16 protein-coding genes are annotated in these 17,059 nt (G+C 67.3%); 12 read left to right on the top strand and 4 right to left on the bottom strand.

Annotated features, from left to right (window positions below; translation table 11 throughout):
* Positions 1-14: 14 nt before the first annotated feature.
* On the bottom strand, positions 15-776 hold the full coding sequence (locus tag G0Q01_RS16775; protein ID WP_164195656.1) for an IclR family transcriptional regulator C-terminal domain-containing protein: 762 nt from the start codon (positions 774-776) through the stop codon (positions 15-17).
* Positions 777-895: 119 nt separating this feature from the next.
* Between G0Q01_RS16775 and G0Q01_RS16780 the strand changes: the two genes are divergently transcribed.
* The 4 genes from G0Q01_RS16780 (at position 896) to G0Q01_RS16795 (ending at position 4,260) form a co-directional block, all read left to right on the top strand.
* Positions 896-1,603, top strand: coding sequence for a 3-oxoacid CoA-transferase subunit A (locus G0Q01_RS16780; protein WP_164195653.1), 708 nt, complete (start codon positions 896-898; stop codon positions 1,601-1,603).
* 8 nt (positions 1,604-1,611) lie between these two features.
* On the top strand, positions 1,612-2,295 hold the full coding sequence (locus G0Q01_RS16785; RefSeq protein ID WP_203595065.1) for a 3-oxoacid CoA-transferase subunit B: 684 nt from the start codon (positions 1,612-1,614) through the stop codon (positions 2,293-2,295).
* A 1-nt stretch (position 2,296) separates the two neighbouring features.
* Positions 2,297-3,490 carry a 3-oxoadipyl-CoA thiolase gene (pcaF, locus tag G0Q01_RS16790; RefSeq protein ID WP_164213671.1) on the top strand — a complete coding sequence of 398 codons (1,194 nt, stop codon included), beginning with the start codon at positions 2,297-2,299 and terminating at the stop codon, positions 3,488-3,490.
* A gap of 200 nt (positions 3,491-3,690) precedes the next feature.
* Positions 3,691-4,260 (top strand): hypothetical protein, encoded by a 570-nt coding sequence (locus G0Q01_RS16795; protein WP_164195647.1) that lies wholly within the window; start codon positions 3,691-3,693, stop codon positions 4,258-4,260.
* 19 nt (positions 4,261-4,279) lie between these two features.
* Here the strand turns inward: G0Q01_RS16795 and G0Q01_RS16800 are convergent, their stop codons facing one another.
* The 3 genes from G0Q01_RS16800 to G0Q01_RS16810 all read right to left on the bottom strand — a co-directional run bounded on the left by G0Q01_RS16800 (position 4,280) and on the right by G0Q01_RS16810 (position 8,579).
* Entirely contained in the window at positions 4,280-6,259 is a 1,980-nt protein-coding gene (locus tag G0Q01_RS16800) for a glycosyltransferase (RefSeq protein WP_164213672.1), read from the bottom strand.
* A gap of 1 nt (position 6,260) precedes the next feature.
* Positions 6,261-7,430: an HlyD family efflux transporter periplasmic adaptor subunit gene (locus tag G0Q01_RS16805; RefSeq protein WP_164195643.1), complete on the bottom strand. Its 1,170-nt coding sequence runs from the start codon at positions 7,428-7,430 to the stop codon at positions 6,261-6,263.
* Between the two features lie 141 nt (positions 7,431-7,571).
* A complete protein-coding gene (locus G0Q01_RS16810) occupies positions 7,572-8,579 on the bottom strand; it encodes a glycosyl hydrolase family 8 (protein ID WP_164195777.1) in 1,008 nt (335 codons plus the stop codon).
* 384 nt (positions 8,580-8,963) lie between these two features.
* On the opposite strand from G0Q01_RS16810, the gene G0Q01_RS16815 reads away from it, so the two are divergent.
* The 8 genes from G0Q01_RS16815 to G0Q01_RS16850 all read left to right on the top strand — a co-directional run bounded on the left by G0Q01_RS16815 (position 8,964) and on the right by G0Q01_RS16850 (position 16,926).
* The gene (locus G0Q01_RS16815) at positions 8,964-10,562 is read left to right on the top strand and encodes an ABC transporter substrate-binding protein (protein ID WP_164195641.1); all 1,599 of its coding nucleotides are present in this window, start codon (positions 8,964-8,966) and stop codon (positions 10,560-10,562) included.
* Between the two features lie 70 nt (positions 10,563-10,632).
* Positions 10,633-11,586, top strand: a complete 954-nt coding sequence (locus tag G0Q01_RS16820) for an ABC transporter permease (protein WP_164195638.1) — start codon at positions 10,633-10,635, stop codon at positions 11,584-11,586.
* A gap of 3 nt (positions 11,587-11,589) precedes the next feature.
* Entirely contained in the window at positions 11,590-12,477 is an 888-nt protein-coding gene (locus tag G0Q01_RS16825) for an ABC transporter permease (protein ID WP_164195636.1), read from the top strand.
* Positions 12,464-13,537 carry an ABC transporter ATP-binding protein gene (locus G0Q01_RS16830; RefSeq protein ID WP_164195634.1) on the top strand — a complete coding sequence of 358 codons (1,074 nt, stop codon included), beginning with the start codon at positions 12,464-12,466 and terminating at the stop codon, positions 13,535-13,537. Before G0Q01_RS16825 ends, G0Q01_RS16830 begins: the two co-directional genes overlap by 14 nt.
* Positions 13,538-13,631: 94 nt before the next feature.
* Complete coding sequence (locus tag G0Q01_RS16835; protein ID WP_164195632.1) at positions 13,632-14,609, top strand: ABC transporter ATP-binding protein; 978 nt, start codon at positions 13,632-13,634, stop codon at positions 14,607-14,609.
* Between the two features lie 10 nt (positions 14,610-14,619).
* The gene (locus tag G0Q01_RS16840) at positions 14,620-15,804 is read left to right on the top strand and encodes an amidase (protein ID WP_164195630.1); all 1,185 of its coding nucleotides are present in this window, start codon (positions 14,620-14,622) and stop codon (positions 15,802-15,804) included.
* An 11-nt stretch (positions 15,805-15,815) separates the two neighbouring features.
* Positions 15,816-16,277 carry a RidA family protein gene (locus G0Q01_RS16845; protein WP_164195627.1) on the top strand — a complete coding sequence of 154 codons (462 nt, stop codon included), beginning with the start codon at positions 15,816-15,818 and terminating at the stop codon, positions 16,275-16,277.
* Entirely contained in the window at positions 16,270-16,926 is a 657-nt protein-coding gene (locus tag G0Q01_RS16850) for an aspartate/glutamate racemase family protein (RefSeq protein ID WP_235940208.1), read from the top strand. The genes G0Q01_RS16845 and G0Q01_RS16850 overlap by 8 nt, the downstream gene beginning before the upstream one ends.
* Positions 16,927-17,059 lie beyond the last annotated feature (133 nt).

Below are 17,059 nucleotides of genomic sequence, written 5' to 3' on the forward strand. Positions count from 1 at the left end.
GGCCCGGCGCTGGGTCAGTGCAGCACCCGCCGCAGCCCCGCCTGCACCTTCAGAAGCGCCGGAAGATAGTCGCGCGCCAGTTCCTCGGGTTCGGCCTGCGTGGCGGGCAGCCCGGTGTTCAGCGCCGCCACCACCTGCCCGTGAACGTTGTAGAGCGGCACGGCGATGGAGCGCAGCCCCATCTCGACCTCCTGGTCGATGATCGCGAAGCCCTGGTCCCGAACCTGCGCGATGCGCGCGGCGATCTCTGCCGGATCGGTCAGCGCGCCCGGCGTGCGGGGGGTGAGGTCCGAGCGTTCGAGCAGCGCCAGCATCTCGGCCTCGGGCAGGGCAGCGAGCAGCACCCGCCCCATCGACGTGCAATGGGCGGGCAGCCGCGAGCCGGGCATCAGCCCGATGCTCATCACCCGGCGCTGCGCGGCGCGGGCGAGGTAGACGATCTCGGTCTCGTCGAGGATCGACACGCTGCTCGACTGGCCGATCTGCTCCGACAGCTGGTCGAGCCAGGGCTGCACCAGTTGCGGCAGGGGCAGGGCGGCCAGCGCGCCCATGCCGAGCCGCAAGATGCGCGGCGTGAGCTGGAAGAACTTGCCGTCGTAATCGGCATAGCCCAGCCGGTGCAGGGTCAGCAGGCAGCGCCGCGCGGTGGCGCGATCGAGCCCGGTCTTCTCGGCCACCTGCGCGATCGACAGCCGCGGGGTTTCGGCGCGGAAGCTTTCGATCACCTGCAGCCCCTTTGCCAAAGAGGCGATGAAATCGGTCGGTTTGTTCAACATGCGCACGATTTCTCGCGGGATGTGAACAAATGTCAAGATGCGCACGAAATGCGTGGCTCCTGTGAGGCCCAAGTCATATTTCAGGCGTCGAGGGCGATCCGCGCCCACAGGAGGATTTCATGGACAAGACCATCGCCAGCGCCGCGGAGGCCGTCTCGGCCATTCCCGACGGCGCGACCGTGATGATCGGCGGCTTCGGCGGCTCCGGCGCGCCGATCGAGCTGATCCACGCACTGATCGACCACGGCGCCAAGGACCTGACCGTCGTCAACAACAACGCCGGCAACGGCCATGTCGGGCTTGCGGCGCTGATCGAACAGAAGCGGGTGAAGAAGTTGATCTGCTCCTTCCCGCGGTCTGCCGACCCGCGGGTCTTTACCGAGGCCTACCTTGCCGGGGAGATCGAGCTTGAGTTGGTGCCGCAGGGCACGCTCGCCGAACGCATCCGGGCGGGCGGCGCGGGCATCCCCGCCTTCTACACCGCGACGAGCTACGGCACCGAGCTGGCCGAGGGCAAACCCACCGAGGAGTTCGAGGGCAAGCACTATGTCCGCGAGCGCTGGCTCAAGGCCGATTACGCGCTGATCAAGGCCGAGCTGGCCGATCCGCACGGCAACCTGACCTACCGGATGGCGGCGCGCAACTTCAACCCGGTGATGGCCATGGCCGCGACGCACACCATCGTGCAGGCGAGCAAAGTGGTCGAGCTGGGCGGGATCGATCCCGAGCACGTCATCACCCCGGGCATCTTCGTCGGCTCGGTGGTCGAGGTGGCAAAGCCCGCACAGGAAGAAGAGCTGAACCGGGCGGAGGCCGTCTACCCATGAGCGAGACCATGACCGACATCGACAGCATCAAGCTCAGCAACGCCCAGATCGCCTGGCGCGCGGCGCAGGACATCGAGGATGGCGCCTACGTCAACCTCGGCATCGGCTTCCCGGAAATGGTCGCCAAGTTCCAGCCCGAGGGCAAGCAGGCGATCTTCCACACCGAGAACGGCGTGCTCGACTTCGGCGAGGCGCCGAAGCCGGGCGAGGAGGACTGGGACTGCATCAACGCCGGCAAGAAGGCGATCACCATCAAGCCCGGCACGGCCTTCTTCCACCATGCCGACAGCTTTGCCATGGTGCGCGGCGGCCACCTCGATGTGGCCATCCTCGGCGCCTACGAGATCGCGCAGACCGGCGATCTTGCCAACTGGTCCACGGGCCGGGGCGGCGTGCCGGCCGTCGGCGGCGCGATGGATCTGGTGCAGAGCGCCAAGCGCGTGGCGGTGCTGACCGACCACGTGACCAAGAAGGGCGCGCCGAAGCTGGTCGCCAGCTGCACCCTGCCGCTGACCGGCGTGGGCTGCGTCACCCGCATCTACACCTCGCTGGCCGTGGTCGACGTGGAGGGCGGCAAGTTCGTCCTGCGCGAGAAGATCCCCGCCATTTCCTTTGACGAGCTGCAGGCCCTCACCGGTGCCCCGCTGCATGTCGAGGGCGAGGTCGCCGACCTGATCTGCCCGGAGCTCTGAGATGACCGACGCCTATATCTGTTCCTACATCCGCACGCCCATCGGCCGCTTCGGCGGCGCGCTCTCGTCGGTGCGCGCCGACGATCTGGGGGCCATCCCGCTGAAGGCGCTGATGGCCAAGCACGACATCGACTGGTCGGCGGTGGACGAGGTCTACTTTGGCTGCGCCAACCAGGCGGGCGAAGACAACCGCAACGTCGCGCGCATGTCGGCGCTGCTGGCGGGTCTGCCGGTCTCCGTGCCGGGCACCACGCTCAACCGCCTGTGCGGCTCGGGCATGGACGCGATCATCGCGGCGGCGCGCGCCATCAAGGCGGGCGAGATCGAGCTGGCGATCGCGGGCGGTGTCGAGAGCATGAGCCGCGCGCCCTTCGTCATGCCGAAGGCCACTTCGGCCTTTTCGCGCAATGCCGAGATCTACGATACGACCATCGGCTGGCGCTTCGTCAACAAGGCGCTGAAGGCGCAATACGGCGTGGATAGCATGCCCGAGACCGGCGAGAACGTCGCCGAAGAGTTCGGCATCTCGCGCGAGGATCAGGACGCCTTCGCAATGCGCTCGCAGGAGAAGGCGGCTGCCGCGCAGGCCAATGGCCGTCTTGCGCAGGAGATCACCCCGGTGACCATCCCGCAGCGCAAGGGCGATCCGCTGGTCGTCGATACCGACGAGCACCCGCGCCAGACCTCGCTCGAGAAGCTGGCCAAGCTGCCGACGCCGTTCCGCGAGGGCGGGTCGGTGACTGCGGGCAACGCCTCGGGCGTGAACGACGGCGCCGCGGCGCTCATCGTCGCTTCAGAAGCGGCGGTGAAGGCGCACGGGCTGACACCGATCGCGCGCATCCTTGGCGGGGCCACGGCGGGTGTCGAGCCGCGCATCATGGGCTTCGGTCCTGCGCCGGCCTCGAAGAAGCTGATGGCGCGGCTTGGGCTGACGCAGGACGCCTTCGACGTGATCGAGCTGAACGAGGCCTTTGCCTCGCAGGGGCTCGCCACGCTGCGCGATCTGGGCATTGCCGATGACGACGCGCGGGTGAACCCCAACGGCGGCGCCATCGCGCTTGGCCATCCGCTCGGCATGTCGGGCGCGCGCATCACCGGCACTGCCGCGCTGGAGCTGAAGGCAGGCCAGAAGGCGCTTGCGACCATGTGCATCGGCGTCGGCCAGGGCATTGCGATCGCGCTCGAAGGCGCGTGAGCGGAGCGGCCCGGGTTTGAGAGAGATAGCGAGGGGCGGGGGATACCTCCGCCCCTCTGCAATGGTGCGGCGCCCCTCGCAGGTGCGTCACGCGCCGGGGCTGTCCGCCCCCGCCTCTTGCATCGCCGGGCTTGCCTTGCAAATCTCGCGTCAAGCCGGGCACAGATCCGGGGAGCAGTTTCAGGAAAACGGACCCAGCCATGAAGATCACCGCCTCCCTCGGCGCGGCAGCGCTTGCCCTCAGCCCGCTTGCCGCGCTTGCCGATGGCACCTTCGTGCAGATCGAACAGGCCAATACCACCGCCGGTGCGGTGCTGGCAGTGACCCGGGATCGGCTCAACTACGGCGGCATCGTGAGCCATTGGGACGGCGGCTATTCGGTGGTCGGCAGCGTGCTCTACGGCTTCGACACGCCCTTCGGCGCCAACTTCAAGGTCGGCCCGGCCCTGGGCGCTGTCTTCAAGGATGGCGAGGAAGACAGCTACGAGCTGGGGGTACGCGCCTCGCTCGATCGCTGGATGGCCACCGACTGGGGGTCGTTCTACTATCTCGCCGAGGTCAACAGCATCGACAACAGCTGGTTCCTGCTGGCCTCGAGCGGTTGGGGAGAAACGGGTTTTGGCACAGAACTTTCGACCGGCGGCAGCGACAGCTACAGCGACACGACTCTGGCGTTGACCAAGCATTATGACGGACCGGTGAGCTTCCGCGCCGGCTACCGCTTCGAGTCCGAGGAGTTCTTCATCGGCTTCTCGGTGAACACCTTCTGAGGTTCCCCGCCAGCCGTGCTCAGCCGGGCAGGCCGAAGCTGATGCGGCGTGCGATGTCGGAGAGCACCGCCGAGACGCGGGTGCTGACCACCCCCGGCGCGTCGCCCTCGGCGTAGAAGCGCACGAAGAGCGCCTCTCGCTGCTCCTCGGTCGGCACGAGTTGCAGCCGCGCGCCGTCGGTGGTGGGCGCAATCACATAGGCCTCGAGGTCGCCGACGTCGGGCAGGTGCAGCACGCCCCGCGTCTGAGGCGGGTAGGGCTTGCCGCGCAGCCGGGCGGTGTCGAGCGTCAGCGAGGACAGCCAGAACTCCTGCGTCTCGCCGCCTGCGCTGAAGGTGACCCGCTCGGGCTTGTCGGCCATATGGGTTTCCGAGCGCGGAAGCTCGACGCAGGTGAAGCAGGTGACCGCCAGAACGACCATGTTGTAGAGCGTCCAGAACAGGATGACCCATTTGCCGTCGCCGGCATCGTTCATCGCGAATCTGTCGCTGAAGATGCCGAGGCACAGCCCGACGATGCTGAGCCCCAGCGCGATCGCGAAGGGCATCATCAACCGCCACTGCACCACCACGCGCGAGCGGTCGCCGCCCTTGGCCGTCACCGAGAACTTGTGCCCCTTGGGGCGGAACAGCCCGGCGTAGGCGGCGCGGGTGATCGGGATTGCGCCGATGAGCTGGCTGACGTCGTGCATGATGGGGATCATCAGCCCGCGCGACAGCAGGTTCATCACCATGGTGACCCAGACGTAATAGGGGCCGAAGTAGACCAGCACGTCGGCGAGCCGCGCGTCCACGACGGTGATCCCGAAGAACCAGTAGAGCAGCGGGAAGACGACCGCGGCGATGCGGAACGGAAAGCTGGTGGCCCAGAAGAACACCGAGTCGATCACGCTCCAGCGGTCGCGCAGGCGCAGGTTGGCCTTGCTGAACGGGCCCACGGAGGAGCGGGCGATCTGCATCAGACCCAGGCACCAGCGGGCGCGTTGGGTGACGTACTCCTTGAGTCCTTCCGGCGCGAGCCCCTCGGTCAGCGGCTCGTTGAGATAAATCGAGCGCCAGCCTTCGTTCTGCAGCGCGATGGTGAGCATGAAGTCCTCGGTGATGCTCTCGGTCGGGAAGCCACCGATGCTGCGCACCGCCTCCCAGCGGCAGACCGACGAGGTGCCGCAGCAAATGGCGATGTCCCAGGCATCGCGCGAGGCCTGCATGTGGTCGAAGAAAAAGCGCTGCTCATCGGGATAGGAGGCGCTGAGCCCGAGGTTGTGCTGGATCGGATCCGCGTTGAAGAAATGCTGGGGGGTCTGCACCAGCCCCACGGTCGGATCGTGGAACAGCGCCAGGGAGCGCGACAGGAAGCCCCGGTGCGGCACGAAATCCGCGTCGAGCACGGCAATGAACTGCGGCGGCTCGGGATCCTCGGCGAGCCGATCAAGCGCGTGGTTGATGTTGCCGGCCTTCGAGCCCTTGTTGTCGGGCCGGCGCATGTAGCGCACCTTTTGCTCGATGCAGTAGTCGCGCAGCCAGTCCCGCCGGTTGTCATCGAGGATGATGACTTCCGTGTTGCTGTGTCGCAGCGACTTGGCGCCGATGATCGTGCGCTCGAGAATATCGCGATCCTCGTTGTAGGTGGCGATCATCACCGCCACCTTGGGCTCGGTCTCGCCCCACCAGCCGAGGTGCTCCGTCGCCTCGGCGCCGCGTTGCTTGACGCGGGCGAGGATGAGAAAGGCACTGAGGGAGCCGACGAGGGTGAGCATCTCGAGCGCGTAGAGCGCGTAGCTCATCACCGCGTCGATGGTCAGCCCCGGAGGCGCCAGCGTCTCGGTGCCGCGCCACCAGGCGTAGCGGATCGCGAAGATGCCGGCGACTCCGAAGAGCAGCGCGCGGTCGCGGGTCCGGTCCGGGTTGACGACGAAGGGCAGCACGAGCCCGACCCCCGCCACCAGCAGAAGGTAGGCACTGCTCGAGCCGAGCTCGCCAAGGTGCGGGAAGGGCGCCACGTCAGTTGAACCAGTGGCGGAAGAGGTCGAGCGGACGGCCGTCGAAGAAGGCGCGCCCGGTGCGTCCGATGGCGCAGCCGAGCTCAGGGTCGGCGTTCAGGTCGGGTGCCAGCAGGGTGACGTCGAAGCGCTCGAGGTGCTTCTCGCTCGGTGCGACGGCGAGATTGGCATAGATGCTGCGCGCGCCGCTTCCCGCGAGCCGCCCCACGGTGGCGGGATAGACGTGGGACTGGCCGGTGAAGCGGAAGCTGGCGTCCTGACCGACGCGCAGCGTGTTGAAGACGCGCTCGGTCACCGACAGGGTGATGATGCTCTGCCCGCAGTCCACGACGCGGATCAGCGGATCGCCGCGCTGCACGGTGACGGCATCGGCCTGGAGGGTCTCCCAATAGAGCATATCGGCGGCGGGCGCGCGCAGTTCGCTGCGCGACTCGAGGCCCTGCGTCTGGCGGGCGCGGGTGATGCGGCGTTCGAGCGCCGCCGTTTTTGCGCTCGCCTCGCTGCGGGCGAGCCCGAGCTCGGCGATTTGCGCGTCGAGCTGGATCCGGCGCTGTTCGGAGAAGGGGGCGTCGTTGTAGCCGTCGCCAAGGAAGACCCCCTGCTGCAGGGCGTCGCGCGCGATCTGCAGGGTCTCGACCCGCTCGCGGGCATGCGAGAGCGCAAGGGCTGAGGCGTGCGGCGTGCCGGCGCGACCGCTTTCATCGAAGGTTGCCTCGCCACCGGGGGCGGTGCTTGCGTAGGCGTCGCCGCGCTGCAGGAGGTCTCGCCGGATCCGCGCTTCGGCAAGCTCGGCCTCAAGCTCGGCGAGGCGCGCCTTTGTGAAAGTCTCGCTGCGCTGCAGCAGCGTGTCGCGCTCCCTGCTGAGCGCCGCGATCTGTGCCTGAATGCGGTTGATCCCGGCGTCCAGCGTTTCGAGCTCGAGTTGCAGGTCGGCGAGGCGCGTCGTGTCGGCGCGCGTGTCGGTCACCGTTGCGAGCAGCTCGTTTTGCGAAAGGCGCGCGCCAAGTGCATGGGCCTGCAGTTCGAGGGTTCCGGCGATCGGGCTGCGCAGTGTCGCGACCGGCGCGTTGACCACGGCGTTGGCGCTGGCAGCGGTCATCTGTTCACCGATGATGACCCAGAGCGTGACAAGAATGGCGGCGACGCCGATGATGAGGCGGGTGTACTTCATGTCCTGCTCGCGTTTTTTTGGTGCCTGCTTCAAGGGCATAACACCGCAGCCCGTTCCGAGGTGCAAGCAGTTGCACGGCTTATTGACCGTCGGCGCGCGCCGACGGTGTCCTAGCGTCAGATTGTGGCCCGAACAGGGCGGTCAGCAGTGACGCTGTTCCCTGTTGGCGAGGTGGGCAAGAAGCTGCAGGGTGGCAGGATAGTAGGATTGCGCCGTATCCTGGGTTGTGATCTCGGGCAGCGGACCGCAGCGGCCGAGGGCGAGGATCGCAAGGTAGCCCGCATGGTCGGAAAGGTCCCGGAGGCCTCCGGCGGCATCCACGCTCACCGCGAGCTTGCCCGGCGCGCCCGCGCTTTCCAGCCGGTCGAGCACATGGCTCACCGCCGGATTGCCATTGCGCCCGGACCAGCTGAGATAGAGTGGAATGCGCAGCGCGTCATAGCTTGAGCGCAGCTCGTGCTCCTGCGGGGCGTCGAAGCCGCCCGGCGTCACGTCGATCCAGTCGGGCATCACCGACTCGCGCGAGAGTTCGGCGAGCACCGTCTCGCCGTGATCGGCGGCGCGGATCAGCCGGTCGTCGTCGGCGGCGTAGCCCAGCTCGCGCAGGGCGCGGGACATGATGTAGGAAGGGTTGAAGAGCACCCTTTCGGGGGTGGCGCGGGATTCGGCGCCGGGCTTGAGCAGCAACTCCCCGGGTGCGCGCGGATCGGGCGCAAGGCAGAGTGCCGAGATGTCGCGGGCAATCGCGATGGCCTTGTCGCGGTATTCCCACCAACCGCTGTCCCGCGCGGCGCGCAGCAGCGCCCAGGCCCGGAACAGGTCGCCATCGGTGGCATTGTGCCAGTCGTCGATATTGTCGCGCCGGCGCGGAATCCACTGCCACGCCATGAGGTTGTCCTGGCGAATGGCCAAGTTGTGGTCGGTCCATTCCTCGATATTGCGGAAGGTGCGCTCGTCGCCATGGGCCTGTGCCAGCAGAAGCCCGTATCCCTGACCCTCGGAGTGGCTCGTGGCGTTCTGCAGATCATCCACCACGCGCCCGTCGGGCTGAACGAACCGCGCGCGCCAGAAGCGCCAGCATTGCCCCGGATCCAGGGGGGCGGCCTCGGCCGGGAGCCCGGTCGCAAGCAGGGCTGCGGCTCCGGACATCATTTGGCGTCTGTTGATCACTCGCTATCGTCTTTCGGCTTCCGGGAAGCATATGACTGATAATTAGCCGTCTTCTGCCCCATTCCCAAAGTTTACGCGAGCAGAACCTGTGACGTTCCACCATGGCGTGAGGCTAATCCGCAACGGGTTCCTTCGACCGGCAGAGGCGAGTTTATTCGTACAAATACGATTTCGCGCCGCCCTTTTCCTGAGCGCGCGGGGTTTGTTTGCATTTTTTGTGGGCGACTTTTGCAATTGTTGGCGGTCGCTTTGCCCTGAACCGCCACGGCCCCTGCAAAAAGCCCGGGTGGTCGCGTCAAATGATCCGGGGACCGGCAGCACAGAAAAGCCGGGCCGTGCAACAGGGAAATCTCGGAGGTTCCAATGCTTCGTCTGAAAGCAGGTATCGCGGCGCTCGCCGTCGCTGCCACCATGGCCGGTGCCGCACTGGCGCAGGGCACGCTGCGCGTCGGCATGACCGCGGCCGACATCCCCCTCACCACCGGTCAGACCGACCAGGGCGGCGAGGGCATGCGCTTCATGGGCTACACCGTCTATGACTCGCTGATCGAATGGGATCTCACCAGCGCCGACAAGCCGTCGGTGCTGATCCCTGGCCTCGCCACCGAGTGGTCGGTGGACGCCGAGGACAAGACCAAGTGGACCTTCAAGCTGCGCGAGGGGGTGACCTTCCACGACGGTGCGCCCTTCACCGCCGCCGACGTGGTGTGGAACCTCGACAAGATCCTCGACGAGAGCTCCGAGCAGTATGACCCGCGCCAGGCGGCACAGGGCAAGTCGCGCATCCCCGCCGTGGCCTCCTACGAAGCGGTGGACGACCAAACGCTGGTGATCACCACCAAGGAGCCCGACGCCACGCTGCCTTACCAGATGACCTGGATCCTGATGTCGTCCAAGGCCAACTGGGAAGCCATGGACAAGGACTGGGAGAAGGTTGCGGGCAGCCCCTCGGGCACCGGTCCCTGGAAGCTGGAAACCTTCGTCCCGCGCGAGCGCGCCGAGATGGTGCCCTTTGCCGATTACTGGGACGAGACTCGCATCCCCAAGCTCGACAAGATGGTGCTGATCCCGCTGCCCGAGCCCAACGCCCGCTCTGCCGCGCTGCTCTCGGGGCAGGTCGACTGGATCGAGGCCCCGGCGCCCGACACCATCCCGGCGATGGAAGGCAACGGTTTCGTCATTTCCTCGAACGCCTATCCGCACAACTGGACCTGGCACCTGTCGCGCCTCGAAGGCTCGCCCTGGAACGACATCCGTGTGCGCAAGGCCGCCAACCTCGCCATCGACCGCGAGGGCATGATGCCGCTGCTGGGTGGGCTCATGGTTCCGGCCAAGGGCTTCCTGCCGCCGAGTTCGCAGTGGTTCGGCAATCCGAGCTTCGAGGTGAAATATGACCTCGAGGCCGCCAAGGCGCTGATGGAAGAGGCGGGCTACGGTCCCGACAACCACCTGAAGGTCAAGGCGCTGATCTCGCCCTCGGGTTCGGGCCAGATGCTGCCGCTGCCGATGAACGAATATGTCCAGCAGAGCCTTGCCGAGATCTGGATCGACGTCGAGTTCATGGTCGTCGAGTGGAACCAGATGATCAACCTGTGGCGTGCCGGCGCGGCCGATCCTGCGGTGGACGGCGCCATGTCGATCAACTTCACCTACTTCATCCAGGACCCGTTCACCGGCCTGATCCGTCACCTCGACGAGAACCTGATCGCGCCCAACGGCACCAACTGGGGCCACTACAGCGACCCCGAGATGCAGGAGCTTTTCTCGCAGATCAAGACCACCTTCGACCCCGAAGCCCAGGACGAGGTGCTGCGCAAGACGCATGAGAAATACGTCGATGACGCGCTCTTCCTGATGGTCACCCATGACGTCGCCCCGCGCGCCATGGCGCCGAAGGTGAAGGGCTTCGTGCAGGCCCAGAACTGGTACCAGAACTTCTCGTCGATCACGATCGAAGAGTAAGGCCCCGCCAGGCCCATCCCCCGCCGCGCGCGTTGCGGCGGGGATCACTTCCAGCCAGGGACCACCACCCGTGCTCAGCTACTTTCTCCGCCGCCTCATCCTCGTGCTGCCCGTGGCCTTCGGGGTGTCGGTCATCTGTTTCCTTCTGGTGCAGATCGCCCCCGGCGATCCGCTCACAGCCATCATGCCCGTCGACGCCACCGCCGAGGAACAGGCCGCCATGCGCGCGGCCTATGGGCTCGATAAGCCGCTTCCCATCCAATACGCGATCTGGATCGGCAACCTCGTGCAGGGCGACATGGGCAAGTCCATCGCCACCGGTCGCCCGGTCGCGCAGGAGGTCTTCGGTGCGGTGCAGAACTCGCTGCTGCTGGCCGTCTCGGCCGCGGTCATCGCCTTCCCGATCGGCATTTTCCTCGGCTTTCTCGCGGGCTATTTCCGCGACACGCTGCTGGATCGCGCGGTCACCGCGCTGTCGATCACCGGCGTGTCGGTGCCGAACTACTGGCTCGGCATCGTGCTGGTCATCATCTTTTCCGTGAACCTCGGCTGGCTGCCCTCGATGGGCGCCGGGCCGGGCGGCTCGCAGAGCTGGGCTTGGGACTGGCTGCACATGCGCCACCTGATCCTGCCCGCCGTGACGCTGGCCGTGGTGCCCATCGGCATCGTCGCCCGCACCGTGCGCGCGCTCGCCGGAGACATCCTGACGCAGGACTTCGTGCAGGCGCTTTATGCCAAGGGCATGAGCCGCGGCGACGTGCTGCGCCACGTGGCGCGCAACGCCGCCGCCACGGCGCTGTCGGTCATGGGGCTGCAGCTGGGCTACCTGCTGGGCGGCTCGATCCTCATTGAGACGGTGTTCAACTGGCCGGGCTCGGGGTTCCTTCTGTCGAACGCCATCTTCCAGCGTGACCTGCCGCTGCTGCAGGGCACGATCCTCATCCTCGCCCTGTTCTTTGTGGCGATGAACCTCATCGTCGACGTGGCGCAGGCCGCGATCGATCCGCGCATCAAGAGGAGCTGACCCATGGCTCTTGCCGAAACCGACACCATGCAGGACGTCAGGGCCGAGAAACCGCAGGGCTACTGGGCCGGGGTGGGTGCACGCGTGGTGCGCGACCCGGTCTCGATGATCTGCCTCGCGGTGGTGCTGGCGCTGATCCTCTCGGCGATCTTCGCGCCCTGGCTTGGTCTTGCCGACCCCTACAAGGGCTCGATGATCGCCCGCCTGAAACCACTCGGCACCGAAGGGCACCTTCTGGGCACCGACGAACAGGGCCGCGACATGCTGGCGCGGCTGATCTACGGCGGGCGGCTGACGCTCTTCATCGGGCTGATGCCGGTGGTGCTGGCCTTCTTCATCGGCTCCGCGCTGGGGATCGTCGCGGGCTATGTCGGCGGCATGACCAACACCATCATCATGCGCATCGTGGACGTGTTCTTCGCCTTCCCCTCGGTGCTGTTGGCGATCGCCATCTCTGGGGCGCTGGGGGCGGGGATCGTCAACTCCCTCGTGTCGCTGACCATCGTCTTCATCCCGCCGATCACACGCGTCGCCGAGGCGGTGACCTCGGGGGTGCGCGCGCTCGACTACATCGACGCCGCGCGGGCCACCGGGGCGAACGCGCTGACGGTGATCCGCGTGCATGTGATCGGCAACGTGCTGTCGCCGATCTTCGTCTATGCCACCTCGCTGACGAGCGTGTGCATGATCCTTGCCGCGGGCCTGTCGTTCCTCGGCATCGGCGTGCGCCCGCCCGAGCCCGAATGGGGGCTGATGCTGAACACGCTGCGCTCGGCCATCTACATCAACCCGTGGCTCTCGGCGCTGCCGGGGGTGATGATTTTTGTCACATCGCTCTGTCTTAACCTGCTGAGCGACGGCCTGAGGAGTGCGATGAATGTCCGCGACTGACCTGTCTGCTATCAAACCCAGGACCGCTGCGCCCGCGAGCCGCGACAAGGGCGGGCCGGCGCAGCCTCTGGTCATCGTCAAGGGCCTGCAAAAGCACTTTCCCGTCCGAGGCGGCATCCTTGGCCGTACACAGGCCATGGTGCAGGCGGTGGACGGCGTGTCCTTCGAGGTGAAGAAGGGCGAGACGCTCGGCATCGTCGGCGAGTCCGGTTGCGGCAAGTCGACCACCGCGCGGCTGCTCATCGGCCTCATCGAGAAGGACAAGGGCGAGATCATCTTCGACGGGCAGGGGCTGGGCGAGCGGCTGTCGCTGAAGGACCTGCGCAAGGATGTGCAGATGGTTTTTCAGGACAGCTATGCCTCGCTCAACCCGCGGCTCACCATCGAGGACAGCGTGGCCTTCGGCGCCAAGGTGCAGGGGCTCGACGATCCCAACGGACGGGCGCGCAGCCTGATGGCACGCGTCGGGCTCGATCCCGACCGTTTCGCCCACCGCTACCCGCACGAGCTGTCGGGCGGCCAGCGCCAGCGGGTGAACATCGCCCGCGCGCTTGCCATGTCGCCGCGGCTGGTGGTGCTGGACGAGGCCGTGTCTGCGCTCGACAAGTCGGTCGAGGCGCAGGTGCTGAACCTGCTGTCGGACCTGCGCCGCGAGTTCGGCCTGACCTACATCTTCATCAGCCACGACCTGAACGTGGTGCGCTACATCTCTGACCGCATCCTCGTGATGTATCTCGGCGAGGTGGTCGAGGTCGCGCCGGTGGACAGCATCTGGGAGAGCCAGGCGCATCCCTACACCCGCTCGCTGTTCTCGGCGATGCCGTCGATGGATCCCGACAACCGCACGCAGGAGCCGCCGCTGGCCGGGGATCCGCCGAACCCGATCGACCCGCCCAAGGGCTGCCGTTTCCACACCCGCTGCCGGTTCGTCAGCGAGGTGTGCAAGAGCAAGGTGCCAAAGCTGATGGGGCTCGCGGGCAAGGCCGATCACCTGACGGCTTGCCATCTGCATGACGCCACCTCCGGCCACCCGAAAGCCGGGCAGGGGGTGCCGCAATGATCCTTTCAGGATGCCGCACGACGAAAGCGCGCGAGGTCTTCTGGACCGCGCCGCAACCCGCCTCCACCCCCCAGACCCAGTCGGAGGAGGGCAAATGACCAAGCTGCTCGACATCCAGAACCTCACGCTGCGCTTCAAGGGCAAGCGCACGGTGCATGCGCTCAACGACGTCTCGCTTGGCATGGAGCAGGGCGAGACGCTGGCGCTCTTGGGCGAGTCCGGCTCGGGCAAATCGGTGACGCTGAAGGCGCTTCTGGGGCTCCTGCCGCCGAAGCGCACCGAGATCGAAGGCAAGATCGAGGTCAACGGCACCGATGTGCTGAGCCTGTCCGGCAGGAAGCTGCAGAAATACCGGGGCGGCGAGGTCTCGATGGTGTTTCAGGAGCCGGCGCTGGCGCTCGATCCGGTCTATACCGTCGGCCACCAGATCGCCGAGTCCGTAATGCGCCACAAGGGGGTCAGCAAGGCCGACGCCATGTCGACCGCGCTCGACATGCTCGACCGGGTGCGCATTCCCTCGGCCAACCGGCGGCTGCACAACTATCCGCATGAGCTGTCGGGGGGGATGCGCCAGCGGGTGATGATCGCCCTCGCGCTGGCGTGCCGGCCGCGGCTGCTGCTGGCCGACGAGCCGACGACGGCGCTCGATGCCACGGTGCAGATCCAGATCCTGCTGCTGCTGCGCGAATTGCAGAAGGAGTTCGGCATGGGGGTGATCTTTGTCACCCATGACATCGGCGTGGCGGTGGAGATCTCCGAGCGCGTGGCCGTGATGTACGCCGGACAGATCGTCGAGGAGGGGACGACCTCCGAGATCATCAAGTCGGCGCAGCACCCCTACACGCAGGGGCTTCTGGCGGCGAACCTGCACGACGTCGCGCGCGGCGCGCGGCTCAACGCCATCCCCGGCGCGCCGCCGTCGCTCGAGACCAAGCCGGACAGCTGCTCCTTTGCGCCGCGCTGCGCCCATGCCACCGCCGAGTGCCGCGCCGCGCTGCCGCCGGTCTTCGCCCCCGCGCCGCGCCGACGCGTGGCCTGCGTGAAGGCCGCGCCCGCCGTGGCGGCCGAATGACGGGAAAGCCATGCTGATCGAGCACGACCCCTACCGCTGCTTCATGCCCTACGAGCCGGTTCAGGTGGAGAGCGCCGAGGACGGGCCGCTGGCGGACCTCACGCTCGCGGTGAAGGACATCTTCGACGTGGCGGGCTACCGCACCGGATCGGGCTGTCCGCTGCGGCTGGCGGAGAGCCCGGTGCGTGCCGCCACCGCGCCGGCGGCGCAGAGATTACTCGATGCGGGCGCGCGCTTCGTCGGCAAGACCCACACCGACGAGCTGGCCTGGTCGATGTACGGGATGAACATGCACTTCGGCACGCCGGTGAACCCCGCCGCGCCGGACCGCATCCCCGGCGGTTCGTCCTCGGGCTCGGCCGTCGCGGTGGCCGGGGGGCTCGCCGACATCGCCATCGGTTCGGACACCGGCGGCTCGGTCCGTGCGCCGGCCAGTTTCTGCGGCATCTGGGGGATCCGCCCGACCCATGGGCGCATCCCGCTCGATCTCGCGCAGCCGCTGGCCGCAAGCTACGACACCTGCGGGATTTTCGCGCGTGACGGAGAGACGCTGCTGCGGGCGATGTCTGTGCTGCTGGACGGCAGCTCCGCGCCGCTGCCCGAGGTGCCGGAGTTCCTGCGTCCGATCGACATGCTGGCGCAGCTCGGGCCAGAGGCGCTGGCCCTTTGGGAGGCGAGGTTCGGAGAGCTTCCGGCCCGCGAGGTTCGCGTTTATCCTGACGGGGTCGACGCCGCCTACACCGCTTTCCTGCGCACCCTCGGCGCCGATGCGCGCGACTGGGTGCTGCCATTCATCCGCCAGAGCGCCATGCCCCTGGCGCGCGGGATCGACCAGCGCGCCGACGCCGCCGAGGCGCTGACCGAGGCCGAGATCGCGGGCGGGCAGGCGGCGCGGCGCGCCTTCACTGTGCATGTCGAAGCGCTGCTGGGTCTGTCGGGCGTGATCCTCGCCCCGGCGGTGCATGACGCGCCGTTCCGGCTCGACCCGCCGCTGGAGCTGTTCGACGGCTTCCGGCACGACTGCGCGCGGCTGCTTTGCGTCGCGGGCCTGTCGGGTCTGCCGCAGGTGGTCTTCCCGGCGGGCAGGCTGGGCGGGGCACCCTACGGCCTGTCGCTCATCGGGCCGCGCGGCTCGGACCTGTCGCTGATCGCGCTGGCCTGCCGCATCGCCGCCGGTTTTGCGGTCCCGGCCTGACGGAGAGTTCCATGGCAGAAATCGAACGCAAACTGGCCGGGATGGGCCTGGCGCTGCCGCCCTCGGCTCCCTCGCGCGCGCTGTTCCTTCCCGGCAAGATCAGCGGCAACCTTCTGTTCCTTTCGGGGCAGATCTGCGAGTGGGAGGGTGTGCCGAAGTACTTCGGCCCGGTGCCACAAGGCTTCGACGTGAAATTGGGGCAGGCGGCGGCGCGGATGTGTGCGCTGAACCTGCTCTACTCGATCAAGGCGGTCGCGGGCTCGCTCGACCGGGTTCGGAGCGTGGTGCGGCTGGGTGGCTTTGTCGCCGCGCCGCCGGGCTATGGCGACGGTCCGTTGATCGTCAATGGCGCCTCGCAGCTCTTCATCGATCTCTGGGGCGAGGCAGGGCGACACGCCCGCACCGCCGTCAACGTCACGTCGTTGCCCGCGAACGCGCTGGTCGAGATCGAGGCGACGGTCGAGCTTGAGTGACACGGGCGTCCCTTCGATCCTGCTGATCAATCCCAACAGCAACGCCGACACCACCCGCGCCATGTGCGCCATCGCGGGGCGGGTGCTTCCGGGGGTGCGCGGCTGGACCGCGCCAGGGGGGCCGCCGCTGATCACCGATCCCGAGGCGCTGGCCGAGGCCGCCGCCTATGTCGCGGCGGCAGAGATTGCACCGGAGTGCGCCGGGGTCATCGTCTCGGCCTTTGGCGATCCGGGGCAGGCGGCGCTGGCCGCGAGGTTGCGGGTTCCCGTAATCGGCATTGGCGCCGCCGCGGCCCGTGCGGCGGCGAAAGGAGGCCGCGCTTTTGCCGTGGTCACCCATACGCCTGCACTGGAAACAAGCATTGATCGATTGATGAACAGTGCCGCTCCCGACGGGCGTTATCTTGGGACCTACCTTGCCGAGGGGGACCCGATCGCGCTGTCTGAAGATCCCAAAAAGCTAGACAATGCATTGCTTTATGCCGCGATACGCGCGCATGGCGACGGCGCCGAGGCGGTGATCATCGGAGGCGGACCGTTGGGCGAGGCGGCCGATCGACTCGCCGATCACGCACCCTGCATTCTTGTTTCGCCTATTTTACGCGCAGCAGTTGAATTGCGAGCGAGACTCCGCTTGCCAACCGCCTGAATCTGCGGCAATCCGCCAGTGGATTGCCTTCGAAAGCGCAGCATGAGCGGAGATTCGGCAGAGTCTTGCCGCCGCGCAGCAAAAGCCCGCTTTTGTAGGGAACCCCTTAGATTACGGGGTGTTGTCTTTCCCG

It is taken from the genome of Salipiger sp. PrR007, assembly GCF_010499845.1.
Lineage (GTDB): Bacteria > Pseudomonadota > Alphaproteobacteria > Rhodobacterales > Rhodobacteraceae > Salipiger > Salipiger pacificus_A.